Origin of the sequence: Azoarcus sp. DN11 (genome assembly GCF_003628555.1) — a bacterium.
Classification (GTDB): domain Bacteria; phylum Pseudomonadota; class Gammaproteobacteria; order Burkholderiales; family Rhodocyclaceae; genus Aromatoleum.
In genome coordinates this window covers 1,804,204-1,819,910 of record NZ_CP021731.1, presented here as the reverse complement: position 1 = coordinate 1,819,910, position 15,707 = coordinate 1,804,204, and the positions used below count along the sequence as shown (strand labels likewise).

15 protein-coding genes and 1 pseudogene are annotated in these 15,707 nt (G+C 66.6%); 4 read left to right on the top strand and 12 right to left on the bottom strand.

Annotated features, from left to right (window positions below; genetic code table 11):
- Positions 1-248 precede the first annotated feature (248 nt).
- Both CDA09_RS08325 and CDA09_RS08320 read left to right on the top strand, forming a co-directional pair.
- A complete protein-coding gene (locus tag CDA09_RS08325) occupies positions 249-818 on the top strand; it encodes a hypothetical protein (RefSeq protein WP_121428193.1) in 570 nt (189 codons plus the stop codon).
- Positions 819-896: 78 nt separating this feature from the next.
- Complete coding sequence (locus CDA09_RS08320; RefSeq protein WP_121428192.1) at positions 897-1,100, top strand: FmdB family zinc ribbon protein; 204 nt, start codon at positions 897-899, stop codon at positions 1,098-1,100.
- 13 nt (positions 1,101-1,113) lie between these two features.
- On the opposite strand, the gene nifA is transcribed toward CDA09_RS08320, so the two are convergent.
- From nifA to CDA09_RS08270, 10 genes are all read right to left on the bottom strand, one after another.
- Entirely contained in the window at positions 1,114-2,757 is a 1,644-nt protein-coding gene (gene nifA / locus CDA09_RS08315; RefSeq protein ID WP_121428191.1) for a nif-specific transcriptional activator NifA, read from the bottom strand.
- Positions 2,758-2,863: 106 nt separating this feature from the next.
- Entirely contained in the window at positions 2,864-3,151 is a 288-nt protein-coding gene (locus CDA09_RS08310; RefSeq protein WP_121428190.1) for a ferredoxin family protein, read from the bottom strand.
- Positions 3,152-3,175: 24 nt separating this feature from the next.
- On the bottom strand, positions 3,176-4,480 hold the full coding sequence (locus CDA09_RS08305; protein ID WP_121428189.1) for an FAD-dependent oxidoreductase: 1,305 nt from the start codon (positions 4,478-4,480) through the stop codon (positions 3,176-3,178).
- Between the two features lie 127 nt (positions 4,481-4,607).
- Positions 4,608-5,699 (bottom strand): electron transfer flavoprotein subunit alpha/FixB family protein, encoded by a 1,092-nt coding sequence (locus CDA09_RS08300; protein ID WP_121428188.1) that lies wholly within the window; start codon positions 5,697-5,699, stop codon positions 4,608-4,610.
- Between the two features lie 42 nt (positions 5,700-5,741).
- Positions 5,742-6,587, bottom strand: coding sequence for an electron transfer flavoprotein subunit beta/FixA family protein (locus CDA09_RS08295; RefSeq protein WP_121428187.1), 846 nt, complete (start codon positions 6,585-6,587; stop codon positions 5,742-5,744).
- A gap of 24 nt (positions 6,588-6,611) precedes the next feature.
- Positions 6,612-6,830 (bottom strand): 4Fe-4S binding protein, encoded by a 219-nt coding sequence (locus CDA09_RS08290; protein WP_121428186.1) that lies wholly within the window; start codon positions 6,828-6,830, stop codon positions 6,612-6,614.
- Between the two features lie 275 nt (positions 6,831-7,105).
- On the bottom strand, positions 7,106-7,465 hold the full coding sequence (nifW, locus tag CDA09_RS08285; RefSeq protein WP_121428185.1) for a nitrogenase-stabilizing/protective protein NifW: 360 nt from the start codon (positions 7,463-7,465) through the stop codon (positions 7,106-7,108).
- 10 nt (positions 7,466-7,475) lie between these two features.
- Positions 7,476-8,615, bottom strand: a complete 1,140-nt coding sequence (gene nifV / locus CDA09_RS08280) for a homocitrate synthase (RefSeq protein WP_121428184.1) — start codon at positions 8,613-8,615, stop codon at positions 7,476-7,478.
- Positions 8,616-8,877: 262 nt separating this feature from the next.
- Entirely contained in the window at positions 8,878-9,627 is a 750-nt protein-coding gene (locus tag CDA09_RS08275; protein ID WP_121428183.1) for a sulfite exporter TauE/SafE family protein, read from the bottom strand.
- A gap of 101 nt (positions 9,628-9,728) precedes the next feature.
- On the bottom strand, positions 9,729-11,189 hold the full coding sequence (locus tag CDA09_RS08270; RefSeq protein WP_121428182.1) for an aminotransferase-like domain-containing protein: 1,461 nt from the start codon (positions 11,187-11,189) through the stop codon (positions 9,729-9,731).
- 245 nt (positions 11,190-11,434) lie between these two features.
- Here CDA09_RS08270 and nosZ point away from each other — a divergent pair.
- Positions 11,435-13,367 (top strand): annotated as a pseudogene (gene nosZ / locus CDA09_RS08265) (TAT-dependent nitrous-oxide reductase).
- Positions 13,368-13,478: 111 nt separating this feature from the next.
- On the opposite strand, the gene CDA09_RS08260 reads toward nosZ, so the two are convergent.
- Complete coding sequence (locus tag CDA09_RS08260) at positions 13,479-14,249, bottom strand: alpha/beta fold hydrolase (protein WP_121428181.1); 771 nt, start codon at positions 14,247-14,249, stop codon at positions 13,479-13,481.
- Between the two features lie 4 nt (positions 14,250-14,253).
- Complete coding sequence (locus CDA09_RS08255; RefSeq protein ID WP_121428180.1) at positions 14,254-15,378, bottom strand: M14 family zinc carboxypeptidase; 1,125 nt, start codon at positions 15,376-15,378, stop codon at positions 14,254-14,256.
- Positions 15,379-15,532: 154 nt separating this feature from the next.
- Between CDA09_RS08255 and CDA09_RS23605 the strand changes: the two genes are divergently transcribed.
- Positions 15,533-15,658: a hypothetical protein gene (locus CDA09_RS23605; RefSeq protein ID WP_286164423.1), complete on the top strand. Its 126-nt coding sequence runs from the start codon at positions 15,533-15,535 to the stop codon at positions 15,656-15,658.
- Positions 15,659-15,707 lie beyond the last annotated feature (49 nt).

The window sequence follows — 15,707 nt, the reverse complement described above, 5'->3', positions numbered from 1 at the left end:
GCCGAAATCCTTGCGGCGAGCGGCTCTCCGCGATTTTTCAGGGTCCGCGGCGGATGTCCGGTTCGCAACAAGCGGGGCGGAATCACGACATTGGCGTCGCGGCGTCCGGCGTGTTGCAAAGTGGACATTGTCGCGACAGGCGGACGCGGGCGGTTTTCGGAAACCCTTGCCAGCCGGCGATCACGGCGCATGGCACGGTTCTCGCAGTGACCGGACTGATCCGATCCTCATCGACAAGCGAGACCACCATGAGCACCTCCCCCCTCTTCAGCACCCTCGGCGACAAGCTGCTGTCCCCCACCTTCAGCGGCCCGACCCGGAAAGCCGACCGCTACGGCTTCCGCGGCGAACTCGGCCTGCGCTTCCCGCCCTCCGTCGCCGGCGAGAAGCGCCCGCCCGAGATCAAGGCCGACCAGGTGATCTTCGCCGCCGAGGGCGAGCAGCTCGTCTTCCTCACCCTGCACGTCGAGTCCCTCGCCCACCTCGACCTGATCCGCGAGACCTTCGGCAGCGCGCTGACGCCCGCAGGCAAGTACTTCATCTTCGCCGGCAACGTGGACATTTCGAAGAAGTACCAGCTCGACATCGAGGGCATTACCTTCCACGTGCTGCCCCTCGACGAGGCGACGGTGTACAACGAGATCCTCGACCTGTTCTACCTGGAGAAGAACGAGCTCAAGAAGCTGGGCAACGATGCCAAGATCGACGCCATCGTCACGGCGGCCGGTGCCTCGCGCGGCGGCTTTCCCCTCGTACCCTACGCGCAGGCCCTGGCCGAGATGGGGCCGGTGAAGGTGGCGGAAAACCGTCCCGTGTAACTTCGCCGCGGCGCGGGGTGGCCCGGAGGCTACCCGCGCCCTTCACGGATCGCATCGACGAACGCCCCAGGAGCGAGCATGCCCCTCTACGACTTCCGCTGCCCCCGTTGCCAGACCGTACACGAGCGCCTGGTGCGCGCCGACAGCACACCGGCCTGCGGTACCTGCGGCCAGCCGCTGGAACGCCTGGTGTCCCTCCCCGCCGCACCCGGCAAGAGCGCCGGCATGATCGCCCGCGCCCGCGCGCGGGCGGCGCGGGAAGGACACTTCAGCAACGACTGAAGCGGCAGCGCCCCTACAGGCGCTTCATCTCGACCCCCTGCTTGCGCAGCGCGTAGCCGATCTGGCGGGGGGTGAGGCCCAGCAGGCGCGCGGCCTTGGCCTGGACCCAGCCGCAGCGCTCCATCGCGTCGATCAGGCGGGTGCGCTCGTCGGCGGACACCGCACCGCCTTCGCCGGCGCGGGTTGCCGCCGGTTCGCCCGGCACGATCGGCAGCGATGCGGCGGAACGTATCCGTGACGGTGGCGCCGCAACCACCGGAAAGCAGCTGCGCGACTGGGTGGTCTCCAGCAGCATCGCCGAGAAGCACTGGCCCTTCTGGCAGCGCATGTCGCTTTCGCGGATGAGGTTGCCGCGGGTCATGGTGGCGGCCCGCTGGATGCAGTTCTCCAGTTCGCGCACATTGCCCGGCCAGTTGCACTGCATCAGGATCTCCACCGCGCCGCTGGTGATCGCCAGCGCGCGGTTGTTCTCCGTGTTGAAGCGCGACAGGAAGAAATCCACCAGCAGCGGGATGTCGTCCTTCCGCTCGCGCAGCGGCGGGAGGAAGATCGTCACGACGTTGAGGCGGAAATAGAGATCGGCGCGGAATTCCCCCTTCTGCACCATCTCCTCCAGGTTGCGGTTCGTCGCCGCCACGAGGCGGACGTCGGTCTTGATCGTCTTGCTGCCGCCGACCCGCTCGAACTCGTGCTCCTGCAGCACGCGCAGCAGCTTGGCCTGGAAGGCCGGCGAGATGTCGCCGATCTCGTCGAGGAAGACCGTGCCGCCGTTCGCCATCTCGAAGCGTCCCTTGCGCTCCGAGGTCGCGCCGGTGAAGGCGCCTTTCTCGTGGCCGAAGAGCTCGGACTCCAGCAGCGTTTCCGGCAGGGCCGCGCAGTTGAGCTTGACGAAGGGTCCCTTGCTGCGCGCCGACAGGTAATGGATGGCGTGCGCGATGGCCTCCTTGCCGGTACCCGACTCGCCGCGCAGCAGCACCGTCGCGTCCGAGCCGCGGGCCGCCTGATGCACGTCCGCGAAAACCTCCTTCATGCGCTTCGATTTGCCGACGACGTTCTCGATGTCGTACCGGCCCTGCAGCTGTTTCTGCAGCCGGCTGGTTTCCTCCAGCAGGTGCTGGCGGTCGACCGCCACCGCCCGGTGCAGCTGATACGTCTGGCCCAGGAGGTTCGCCACCAGCGACAGGATGCGCACGTCGCGCTCGAAGTTGATCGGCCGCTCGCCGCCGGGCTTGCGGTCGGCCGACAGGATGCCGATCACCTCGCGCTCGCTCTTCACCGGCACGACGATGTAGGCCGTGCCCGCGACGTCGTCCGGATTGTGTCCGGTGCGGTTGAGGAACAGCGGATCCTTCGTCAGGTCGGGGACGACGATGGGCGAGCCGTGGCGCAGCACCTGGGCGACCATGCCCTCCGAGATATCGAGCACCGGCGCCTCGTCGAGCGGCCAGGGCACGCCCGCCGCACCAATGATGTGCAGTTTTCCATCGTCCTGCACCAGTCCGACGATGCCGTGTTCCATCTGCAGCTGCGTCAGCAGCAGCTTGAGGACGTTCCGCACCGATTGCCGGAAGTTCAACGTGCCGGTGAGAACCTTGCTGATCTCGTAGATGGTCAGCAGTTCCAGCTCGGACGAATGACCGGGCTTGCCATATGACATGATTGCGATTCCTGGCGCCCGGTCGTAGCCGGGTTTTCTTGTTCTGGTGGCCTCCACCCTCCCCGCCACGCGATGCAAGCGCCATGCCACGAGCGGCCATTTCCCCTCAACCGAACTTGAACAGGATGCCGAAGCCGCCGCGCGGCCAGTCCCACTCGACGTTGCGGTGCTCGTCGCAGATGATGCGGCAGGTGCCGCACTCCATGCAGCCGTCGGCGATCATCACCACCCGGCCGTTGCCCTCCTCGGTGTAGCAACCGGCCGGGCAGCACACCGTGCATTGTTTCTTGTCGCAGCCGGTGGCGCAGAGCTGCGGATCCTTGATGGTGATGTGGGGCCGCCCGGCATCAACGCGGTAGCGGTTCTGGAACAGCTTTTCTTCAACCTTGATCATGATCGCTCTCCGTTTCTGATCCACTCAACGCGACTGGAAGGCACGCCACATCTTGAAGGCATCGCCGAGCAGGCCGAGGCGGCTGCGCGCCTCGACGAAGGCGCTTCGGATCGAGCGCTCCTTGCTCTTCTTGTCCACCCCGTCCACCTTGACCAGGGTGTGGGCCGCCTTGTTAAGGAGCTCCGGGTAGGTCGTGAAAAAGTGCGGATTCTTCTCGAAGATGGCCGGGGCCTGCCGGTACTTCCTGAGGTCCTTCATGACGAAGGAGTCGTCGAGCTTGGCCTGGTAGCGGGCTAGGCTGCGGGCGTTCCACGCCTTGCCCTGCTCCTTCAGTTCGATCAGCGTCTCGGCGGCGAGCTTGCCGGTGGTCATCGCGAGGTTGGAGCCTTCGCGGTGCAGGCCATTGACGAACATCCCGGCGTCGCCGGCGATCATCCAGCCGTCGCCATAGACCTGCGGCATGGCGTGGTAACCGCCCTCGGGAATCAGGTGGGCGGCGTACTCCTTCATCTCCGAGCCGGCCAGCAGCGGGCGGATCGCCGGATGATCCTTCATCTTCTCGAGGAGCTGGTAGGGCGTGACCGACTGCTCCTTGAAGTCGCTCAACATGCAGCCGATGCCCAGGGTGATCGACTCCTTGTTGGTGTACAGGAAGGCGGTGCCCATCATGCCGGCGGTGATCTTGCCGGCCATCTCGATCACCACCCCCTCCTCCTCGCCGATGTTGAAGCGCGACTCGATCGTCTCCTGGGGCAGGAAGTGGATTTCCTTCACCGCCAGCGCCACGTCCTTCGGCTTGATCTCGTCGTGGAAGCCGGCCTTCCTGGCGAGCAGGGAATTCACCCCGTCGGCGAGGATCACGCAGTCGGCGTAGATCTCGCCGCCCTTGCGGTCGGTGGCGACGCCGATCACCCGCTTGCCGTCCAGCAGCAGCCTGGTCACCGTCGTCTCGCACAGCACCAAGGCGCCGGCGTCCCGCGCCTTCTTGTTGAACCACTGGTCGAAGTGGGCGCGGATGATGGTGTAGCGGTTGTAGGGCTCGCGGTTGAACTCTTCCGAGCGGTAGTTGGAACCGACGTAGGACTCGTCGTCGAGGATCCACACCCGCTGCTCGATGAGGTGGCGCTCCAGGGGCGCGTCGTCGCGGAAGTCGGGGATGATCTTTTCCAGGGCGTCGGCGTAGAGGATGGCGCCCTGCACATTCTTCGAGCCCGGGGTCTCGCCGCGCTCGATCTGCAGGACGCTGAGCCCCGCCTGGGCGAGGGTGTAGGCGGCGGCGTTGCCGGCCATGCCGGCGCCCACCACGATGACGTCAAATTTCTCGGCCATGATGCTTACTCCAGAAAGCGGCAACAAAATGAAGCGCAGCGGCCCTGACAAGGCGAGCCGACGCAGACAGTACGACCAGTACGGCAAGGAGGCGCAACGCGGTCAGGGGCATTTTGCTGTCGCTTTCTCAACCGGCCTTGCGCGCCTGCGCGAGGTGCTTGCGGAACGCCTCCGTCAGCGCCGGCAGGATCTGCATGGCGTTGCCGACGATGCCGTAATGGGCGAAGTCGAAGATCGGCGCGTTGCTGTCGTTGTTGATGGCGATGATCACGTCGGCGCCGTCCATGCCCACCCGGTGCTGCACCGCCCCCGAGATGCCGGCGGCGATGTACAGCTTGGGCCGCACCGTCTTGCCCGACTGGCCCACCTGGCGGTCGAGCTCGGCCCAGCCCGCCTGCACCACCGGCCGCGAGGCGCCCACCTCGGCGCCCAGCACCTTGGCCAGGTCCCACACCAGCTGGAAGTTTTCCGGCTTCTTCAACCCCCGGCCGCCGGCGACGATGATGTCGGCGAAGGGCAGGTTCGGCTTGTCGCGGGTGTCGTCGGGAATGAACTGCAGGATCTTGGTGATGATCGAGGTCTCGACGATGCTGAAGGCGTGCTCGATGATCTCGCCGGTGCGGGAGGCATCCGCGTCGGGCATCGCCATCACCCGCGGCCGCACCGTGGCCATCTGCGGCCGGTGGCGCTGGGTCATGATGGTGCACAGGAGCGAGCCGCCGAAGGTCGGCCGGGTGGAGGCCAGGCAGCGCGATTCGGCCTCGATCACCAGCTCCGTGCAGTCGGCCACCAGGCCGGTGGCGAGCGTCGTCGCCACCGAGCCGGCGAGGTCGCGGCCCAGCGTCGTGGCGCCGAGCATGAGGATCTCCGGCTGGTAGGTATCCACCAGCTCGGTCAGGCACTTGGTGTAGGGCTCGTTGCGGTAGTCGCGCAGGGCGTCGTGCTGCACCAGGTAACAGCGGTCGGCGCCGAAGTGGAAGGCTTCCTCGCAGATCGCCCGGGTGCGCGCCTCGGGGGGGCCGAGGACCACGCCCACCAGGTCGACGCCCAGCTGGTCGGCAAGCTTGCGGCCCTCGCCGAGGAGCTCCCAGGAAACCGGATGCACCTCGCCGCGCTCGGCCTCGATGTACACCCAGACGTGCTTGTAGGACAGGAAGCGGGGGTCGAGTTCGACCTTCTTGCGGGCCGGCTTCCTCGGGGCGTCGTTGCTATCGCTCATGATCGCTGATCCTTGGTAACTGAGCTTGGTACGGGTGGGCGCTCAGGAAGCGCGCTTGATGATTTCCGCCTCGATCTTCGGATGCCTGGTGAACACCTTGGCGAGCAGGGTGACCACCAGGTCCTGCGGATCGTTGTCGTGCACCTCGATCATCTCGGCGCGCTGGCTGCGGGGCTTGGGCGCGAAGACCTTGCCCACCACCGTCGGGCTGCCCTTGAGGCCGATCTTCGCCACGTCCTCGATGCCGGCGGCGACCCGGTCCCACACCTTGAGCGGATAGCGCGCGGCGCGGAACATGTCGGCCATGTCGCCGAAGCGCATCTCGTTGGTCCCCTCGAGCATGGTGATGAGGCAGGGCACCGCCGTCTTCAGCAGCTGCACGCCGCCCTCGGCGCGCCGCTCGACGGTGATCTCCTTCTTCCCGAAGTCGATGTCCACGATCTTCGAGACGTAGGTGAGCAGCTGGTAGTCGAGGCGCTTGGCGATCCCCGGGCCGACCTGGGCGGTGTCGCCGTCGATGGTCTGCTTGCCGGTGAAGATGAGGTCCACCGGCTGCTCCTCGCGCACCTTGCTGATCGCCGCCGACAGCGCGAAGGAAGTCGCCAGCGTGTCGGCACCGGCAAAGGCGCGGTCGGAAACCAGGATCGCGTGGTCGGCGCCGAAGGAGAGGCACTTGCGCAGCGCCACCTCGGCCTGGGGCGGCCCCATGGTGATGACGGTGACCGTGCCGCCGAAGCGATCCTTCAACCGCAGCGCCTCTTCGAGGGCGAAGAGGTCGTAGGGGTTGATGATCGCCGGCACCCCCTGGCGCATGATGGTGTTGGTCACCGGATGGACGCGAATCTGCGCGGAATCCGGCACCTGCTTGATGCAGACGACGCTGTGCATGCTGCGCTCCTCGTCGGTGTCAGGTCAGGCTTGGTAGCGCGGCACGGACTTGTCGACGATCACCGTCCTGTCCACCGGACAGGCGACCACGCACTGCGGGTCGTCGAAGAAGCCGATGCACTCGGTGCACTTTTCCGCCTTGATGGCGAAGACGCCGTTCTTCTCATGAATGGCGTCGTTCGGGCACTCCGGTTCGCACGCCGAACAGCCGGAACACTGGGAGGAAACGATCTTGTAGGCCATGGTGGAGCTCCTCGGAAGTAGGGATGACGCTCACCTCAATGCAGGACCTGTGCCATGGATTACAAACACCGTAAAAACAATACCTTGAATGGTTTTCCCACGATTTCGTGCCGTGTCGCAAACCCGACAGGATGTCGCGATGCGGGCAGAATCCCGATGCGCACAGACCGGTCATCGCGGAAAGAAAAAAGTCCATCGCACCCTTCCCGGAAAGGTGCGATGGACCACAAGGCAGGCGTCCTCGCGAACGCCTGCAGCCCAGAGACGGCGATGGCCTAGCTGGAACCGCGGCGCAGGCCGCCGAGGGCTACGCGGTGCTCCCCCCGGGCCCGCTGGAACACGCGGAAGACCTTCTGCTCGACGCCCGACGAGCCGACGAAGTCGGTGTAGGCGCGGGCCAGCAGTTCGCGGCAGATCGCGTGGGCATTGTCGGGCGGCAGCCCGTCGATGCCGCCCTGCTTCGCCAGGTACTGGTAGAAGCGCTTGAGGATGTGCAGGCGGCTGACGTTCACCACCGCCCGCTCGTAGGGCACGGCGAAGTAGTCGAGGAATTCCTCGGCGCTCTCCAGCCGCCTGAGTGCACAGCCGAGGGCGGAGATATTGGTAGGGGCGGCGGTGACCGAATCGTTCGACATGGGAAGCTCCTCAGGGCTGGCAAGCGTCCACCGCCGAGCCGCGCAACAGGCGCTGCAGGGTGGACGGGCTGGGGGGGGATTTGTGGCGCATGGCGTAGTCGCGGATGGCCGGCAGCAGGCGGCGCGCCCGGACTTCGTCGATCTCTTCGCCCAGGGCGCGGTAGGCGTTGATCACGCCGCCGGTGCCGGAGTGCTTGCCGAGCACCAGGGTATGGCTGCGCCCCAGTTCCGCCGGGTCGATGCTCTGGTAGTTGCGCGGATTCTTGAGCAGGCCATCCACATGGATGCCCGCCTCGTGGGTGAACACCCCGCCGCCGACGATCGGCTTGTTGGCGGCAACGGGTCGCCCCGAGGCGGCGGCCACCAGCGCCGAGATGCGCGGCAGCGCCCGTGGGTCGACGCCGGTGTCACAGCCATGGAGATGGCGCAGCGCCATCACCGACTCCTCCAGCGGGGCATTGCCGGCCCGCTCGCCGAGGCCGTTCACCGTCGTGCTGATATGCGTGGCACCCGCGCGCACCGCCGCCAGGGTATTGGCGGTGGCGAGCCCCAGGTCGTCGTGGGCGTGCATCTCCAGGTCGAGGTCGGACACGGCCCGCAGGCGGCGAATCGCGGCGTAGGTGGCGAAGGGGTCGAGCACGCCGAGCGTGTCCGCGTAACGGAAACGCACCGCTCCGGCCGCCTGGGCCGTCTCCAGCACGGCGCAGAGGAAGTCCGGATCGGCCCGCGACGCATCCTCGCCGCCGACCGACACCGTGGCCCCCCATTCGCGCCCCAGCCGCACCACCCGGCGCACCTCGGCCAGCACCCAGGCGCGGTCCCTGCCCAGCTTGTGGGCGATCTGCTGGTCGGAGACGGGCGTCGCCAGATGGATGATGTCGGCGCCGCAGCCCAGGGCGCCGCGCAGGTCGGCCTCGTTGAGACGGCACCACACCATCAGCCGGGCCGGCAGCCCGAGGGCGGCAATGGCGCGGATGTTCTCGCGCTCGCCCTCACCCATTGCCGGGATGCCCACCTCCAGCTCGGGCACGCCCGCCTGCGCCAGCGCGCGGGCGATCGTCAGGCGCTCTTCGGGGGTGAAGGCGACGCCGGCAGTCTGTTCGCCGTCGCGCAGGGTGGTGTCGTTGATGCGGACCGATGGGGTGTCCATGACGATTTGCGTGCAAGGGAGAGCGATGGCCCGACCTCCGCAAGGACGATGCCAACTGTTTCTCCACAGCCGCCCCGCCCCGCCGCTGCCGGCAATCCGGCCGACCGTACCGATGCCCCGGACGCCGTCGGCCTGCCCGGCGCGCCCGGCCGATGCAGGAAAAGCGACGACTTTGTCGCATCTGCGACATCGCGCCCGCTCACCAGCGCATTCGGTAATCCGGATGCCTCAGCCGCGGCCCGGCTGAGGATTTGCGTCCCCCTCAGGCAAACGCGTCCCACAACAGCTTCACGCCCGAAACCCCCAGCATCGCGGTCGCGGCGACGTAGAACGCACGCTCGGGAACGCGCTTCAGCGCCTTGAGGCCCAGCCACACGCCGACCGGCGCGACCGGCGCGAGCAGCAGCGACATCTTCAGCGATTCCCACGAGAACAGCCCCAGCACCGCGTACGGCACGATCTTCACCGCGTTGACCGCGGTGAAGTAGATCACCGTCGTCGCGACGAAAGTATCCTTCGCGAGGCCACGGTTGAGCAGGTACACGAGCAGCGGCGGCGAACCGGCGTGGGCGATCGTGCTGGTGAAACCCGACACCGCCCCCCAGAACAGCCCGGCGGCGGTCCCCGGCGGGCCCGAGAGTTTCAGCCGCGCGCGCAGCCCGAAGATGCGATCGAACGCGAACAGCACGGCGATCGCCCCGACGCAGCCTTTCACCGCCTTCTCCGGCATCCAGCCGAACACCGCCGCCCCGACCAGCGTGCCGAGCGCTGCCGCGGGCAGCAACAGGCGGATTTCCTCGTTCGACCACTTGCGCCAGTAGGCGCGGATACCGATCCAGTCGATGAACACGAGCAAGGGCAGCATCACCGCGGCCGCCTGGGCGGGCGTGATCCACAAGGACATGAAAGGCACGGCGAGCCCGCCGAAGGCGCCGCCGAGGCCGGACTTGGAAATGCCGGTGAGCAACACGGCAATGCCGGCGACGATCCAGCCGGTGGTATCGAAAGTCATTGAAGATTCGGGAAGATGCGAAAAACCGCCTCCGACCCTTGGTACACGGATGGAGACGGTTCGATGCGGGGGCGCCGAATTCTACGCCACGTGCCAGCGCATCACACGCACGCCCCGGCGCAGGCACTGCGGCCCTCGGCACCCGCATCGCCCATGAGGCCCTCGCTCATCGCACCGAGGAGCACCAGCGCCTGCTCGAGTTCTTCCGACCAGGCGTGGCCGAAGTTCAGGCGGATGCAGTTGCGGTACTCCCGCGCGGCAGAGAACATCGGGCCCGGGGCGATGCTGATGCCTTCCTCCAGCGCGCGACGATGAAGCACGAGCGCGTCGTGGTCGGGCGGCAATGCCACCCACGTGAAATATCCCCCGCGCGGCCGCGTCAGCCGCGTTCCCGCAGGGAAATGGCGCCTGATCGCGGCGGCCATCGCCGCCTCCCGCGTCTCGAGGGTGCTGCGCAGCCGGCGAAGATGCGCATCGAACGCTCCCTGCTTGAGGAATTCCGCCAGCGCGATCTGTACCGGGATCGTCGTCGCGAGGCTCGTCAGCACCTTGAGGCGCTGGATCTTCTGCGCGTAGCGGCCGGCCGCGACCCAGCCCACGCGATAGCCGGGTGCGAGGCTCTTCGAGAAGCTCGATACGTGCATCACCAGGCCTGTCGGATCGAGCGACTTGGTGGCAAGTGGAGCATGCCGGTCGAAGTGCAGTTCGGCGTAAGTATCGTCCTCGATCAGCGGCACGTCGTGCTGCCGCAACAGATCGAGGAGCGCGCGACGGGTGTCGTCGGGCACGAGGCTGCCGGTCGGATGCTGGAAGTTCAGCATGAACAGGCAGGCCTTGATCGGGTGGTGGCGCAAGGCGTCCGCCAGCGCGGCGAGATCGACGCCCTCTTCCGGGTGGGAGGGGATCTCGATGACCTTGAGACCGTAACGCTCGATCATCTGCAACGCCGGCGGAAAGGTCGGCGACTCCACCGCCACCAGGTCACCGGGCCGGGTGACCGCCTCCACGCACAGGTTCAGCGCCTCCATCGCCCCGCAGGTAATGACGATCTCCGCCGGGGCCACGGCGGCGCCCCCGGCGAGATAGCGCAGCGCGATCTGTCGCCGCAGCTCGTCGTTGCCGGGCGGGAGGTCAGTGACCGTCGCGCGCGGATCCATGCGCCGGGCGGCCGCCGCGAGGAAGCGGCCGAGCTTGTCGAGCGGATAGAGGTCGGGACTCGCGAAGTTGGACCCGAGCGGCACGACCGTCGGGTCCTTCACCGATTCGAGGATCTGGAAGATGAAATCGCTCACCTGCAGCGCACGCGAAGGGCCGGCCGGGCGGTTCGCCTGCGGATCCGTGGCAGCCCGCCGCGGCCGCGCGCGCACAAAGAATCCCGATTTGGGCCGCGCCTCGACCAGTCCGCGACTTTCCAGCTGGTAATACGCCTTGAGCACGGTTGCCGGGCTCAGGCGCTGTGCCTGGCAAGCCTGCCGGACAGATGGCAGACGCTCGCCGGAACGCAGGACCCCTTCCCGGATGCGTTGTTCGATGTCCAGCGTCAGACGATCGTAAAGGTTCATTCGCCATTCCTCTCGCCCCACGGGTATCTCCGGGGGCTTGGCGAAGATATCGAAAACCCGAACGCGCTTCCTTGATTTAGCTCGTTTCCTTCGCCGCAATTCCTCCGGTGGCGGATCCTGCGCCGCCCTCTGTACCGGTCGAAAACGTCCGCCTCTGTGACTGACGCCCGGAATCGCGGAAGCGCAACATTCAAGCCCTTGGCAGCCCCCGCTGCAGCATCGATCGAACACGGAGCCGAATTGACATGAGCGAGAAGCGCCCCCAAAACCCCACGGACACCAGCCGCCGCCGGTTCCTGAATACGGCGGCCGTCGCCGGCATTGCCGGTGCCGGACTGTCCGTCGGGCTGGCCGCTTGCAAGCAGGACTCCCCCGCCGCGTCGGCACAGCCTGCATCGCCCCCCCCCTGCAGCGGCCGCACACGCAGGCGAATACTCGGTGCCGCCGGGGCAACTCGACATCTACTACATGTTCTCGAGCGCCGGCCACGCGGGCGACGTGCGCGTGTTCGGCCTGCCGTCGGGGCGCGAATTCAAGCGCATCCCGGTCTTCAACACCGATTGCATGGTCGGCTGGGGCATCACCAACGAATCCAAGGCCATCATCGGCACCAACCCGGACGGTTCGGTCAAGTACAACACGGGCGACACGCACCACATCCACCCGTCCTACACCGACGGCACCTACGACGGCCGCTACTTGTTCGTCAATGACAAGATCAACTGCCGCCTCGGCCGTGTCCGCCTCGACACGATGGAGTGCGACAAGATCACCCAGATCCCCAACATCCAGGGTTTTCACGGCACCTTCCCGGACAAGCGCGATCCGCTCGACGCCTCGATCAACCACACGACCCGCGTGTTCTGCGGCGCCGAGTTCTCGGTTCCCCTGCCGAACTTCGGCAAGGGCCTCGACGACCCCGCGCACTATCGCTCGCTCTTCACCTGTATCGACGCCGAGTCGATGGAGGTGCGCTGGCAGGTCCTGATCGATGGCAACTGCGAGCTTGTCGCGACGTCCTACGACGGCAAGCTGGCGGCGACCACCCAGTACAACACCGAGATGGGCACGACCTACCCGGAGATGATGGCCGCGGAGATGGACTCGTGCCTGTTCTTCAACATCGCCCGCATCGAGCAGGCCGTCAAGGACGGCAAGTTCAAGACCTACGGCGACTCGAAAGTGCCGGTCGTCGACGGCACCAAATCGGCCAACGCCGACCCGAAGACGGCCCTCACCTGCTATGTGCCGATTCCGAAGAATCCGCACGGCGTGAACGCCAGCCCGGACGGAAAATACTACGCCTGCGCGGGAAAGCTCTCGCCCTCCGGAAGCCTCATTGCCCACGAGCTCGTGCTCAAATGGTTCGACGGCGAACTGGACGAGCCGCGCAAGGCCGTGGTGGCTGAGCCCGAGCTGGGCCTCGGGCCGCTGCATACGGCCTTCGACAACCGCGGCAACGCCTACACGACGCTGTTCCTCGACAGCCAGATCGTGAAGTGGAACATCGAGGGCGCGATCAAGTCGTATCAGGGCGACAAGACTGCGACCGTCGTGGTCGATCGCCTCGATGTGCATTACCAGCCCGGGCACGGCTTCACGTCGATGGGCGAAACGCGCGAATGCGACGGCAAGTTCCTCATATCCGACAACAAGTTCTCGAAGGACCGCTTCCTGCCCGTGGGGCCGCTGCACCCCGAAACCTCGCAGCTGATCGACATCAGCGGCGACAAGATGGTGCTCGTGCACGACAACCCCGTGACCTCGGAACCGCACGACTCCATCATCGTCCGCCGCGAAATCATCAAGACACGCCAGATCTACAACGTCGACGACTTCCCGAACGCGGTGAAGGACTACAAGGACTCCGGCGTCTTCCGCAACGGCAACAAGGTCACGGTGAAGCTCGTCAGCCAGGCGCCCGCGTTCAGTCTGCCCGAATTCCGCGTCCGGAAGGGCGACGAGGTCACCATCATCGTCACGAACCTCGACAAGATCGAGGACCTGACGCACGGCTTCGCGATCCAGCGCCACAACATCAATTTCATCGTGAATCCGCAGGAAACCAAGTCCGTGACCTTCAAGGCCGACAAAGCGGGTGTGTTCTGGTGCTACTGCACGCACTTCTGCCACGCGATGCACATGGAAATGCGCTCACGCATGATCGTCGAGGCCTGAACGGCCTCCGCAGGGCTGCGCCGGAACCTCCCGGTTCCGGTGCGGACGTCGTGCCCCGTCCTGGGGGCCACGATGGGCTCATTGGAGGGGCTTCGCGCCCCTCTTTTTTTTTCACGCCCGATCGGCGTGGTCCGGGCTCCCGACCCAGTCGCGTACCTGCGCCGCAACCCACGCACCGTCGTCCAGCGGTATGTCGTGCCCCGCCCGCGGGTGGACCCGAAACTCGCCCCCCCACCTGAGCGCAAGTGTGCGCGAACAATCGACGTGAACCAGGCCGTCGTTGCGGCTGGCGAGGATCAGCATCTCGGCGTCGGGGCGTTCGGCCGCAGGCCGGTAGCGGGCGGCCGCCCACAGCTGCCGCAGCGCATTCCCGCGCGTGACGGGACGGCTCTCGCGGATCGCGACCCAGGCGTCAAGCACGTCCGGGGAGCCGACATGCAGGCGGCTCGTCATTGCAAGAATCTGCTCCTCCCATGCGCGCCCGCTGCCGTCGCACAGGGCGAGCTTCAGCAACGGCAGGTAGTTGCGCGGGCGCAGGCGCCGGTAGAACGGGCTGAAACGCCCGACGCTGGTATTGATCAGGACGCAGCGCGCGACTTCGTCCGGATGCGCCTGCGCCCATGCCACGGCGACCATCGCCCCCAGCGACATCGCGAGCAGGTTATGGGGGGGCGCAAGCCCCTCGCCCGCCGCGGCCTGCCGGCAGAACTCGGCCATCGCGCGCACGTCGGCGGGGCTGGTCAGGCGATGGAGGGGACCGTTGCCGGGAAGGTCGATGGTCACGACGCGCGCATCCGGCACGGTGCGTTCGAAGACGTCGACGAAATCGCCCCAGTGGCGGCTTTCGCGGGTGAGACCGCGCAGGAAGATCCAGCTTGTCATGCGCTCACTGATACCACCGGGCCATTGCAAGCGCGTGATGCCTGTCCCGTTCCTCGCCCTTCGGCGTCCAGAGGTTGTAGCTGCACGCGGCGCGCGCGAGAAAATCGAGGAAGGACAGGTGGCGACGCAGCACGCGCTGCTGCCGGTGCGCGATCTGGGGGTTGAAGATCCCCTGGCGCGAGAAGATCTGGCGCGGATTCTTCTTGATCCACAGCCACGCCCCCATTTCCAGCGTCAGCGGCAGGAAGATCCGTTCCGGGGCATCGCAGGCACGCAGGTGCAGGTAGTCCCACAAGTCTCCGTGGGCGAGGTACTGATGGCTCTGCGGCTCGAAAATGTAAGGATGGTAGGTGTGCGCCTGACGGAAGATCTCCTTCAGCGCGTGCATCTCGGCGAGGTGCTTGAGAGGTTTGCGCGTGTAGGCGTAGGGAAACCAGATGCGGTCCCTCAGGCCGAAGCCCGAGTGGCAGTCGAGCGCGATGCTGAAGTCCCGCGTGAGAAGCTCCGCGCCGACGGTCCGGCAGAGGGCCTGGCTTTCGAGCTCCATCGGGTCGTCGCGATGGCCGCGATACCACGGCAGGCGCGAGCTGATCCGCTGTCCGCCGGCGAGCAGCGGCACATGCTCCTCGGCGTCGAGCGGCGCGTTCCGCATCAGGTCCACGCCGTTCGGGTTTGCACGCGTTCCGAGCCACATGCCGCCGGGGTTCACCAGCGGCATGAAGACCAGGCGCACCGATTCGAGCTGCCGGTTCAGGGTCGAATCCCAGCGCAGCCGCATCACCAGGTGCCGCAGGTAGGCAATGACGACGTCGGCGCCGATCCGTTCGAGGCCGTGCACTCCGCCGAAGAATCCGATGGCAGGCACCGCGGGGTCCGGGTTGCCCAAGGCGATCGCATAGACCGGAAACCGGGATTCGCCGGCGATTTCGCAGACGATGCGCACTTCCAGGCGATCACCGCCGAGCGCGATCACGTCCTCGAGTTCGCTGAGTTCGGGAAGCGGGGAATGCAGCCCCGCAGGCTGTCGCAAGTCGGTCACGTCAGCATCTCCCCTCCCGAAATCCAGCGCCCTGTGCAGGCGCCGCACGGTGCGCTCGACCACTTCACGCAAGTTAAACAAGATTGCCATGTTTCGCTGCTACGGTGGACACGTTCGACAATGCAGGCACCGTCACGCAAATGAAATGGAAACTGTTCAATTTGCAGCGAATTATCGACGAACTGTTCGTTGACGACTGGCTCTATCCGTGGCGGTCCGCGACGACGAAAGGCGAGGTCTCACAATGAAACGCATGATGCGCCGGGTCGTCGGGATGCCGCTGCTCTCCCTGTGCGGCACGCTCGTGTGGGGCATGTCGGAGCTGGTCGCGCTGCAGCGCGCGCGACGCGCGACGAGGCCGCCCCGCTAGCGCGGCGGCTCGCCGCTTCCCGGCATGGCCGCGGGCGCCGTGCTGTCAT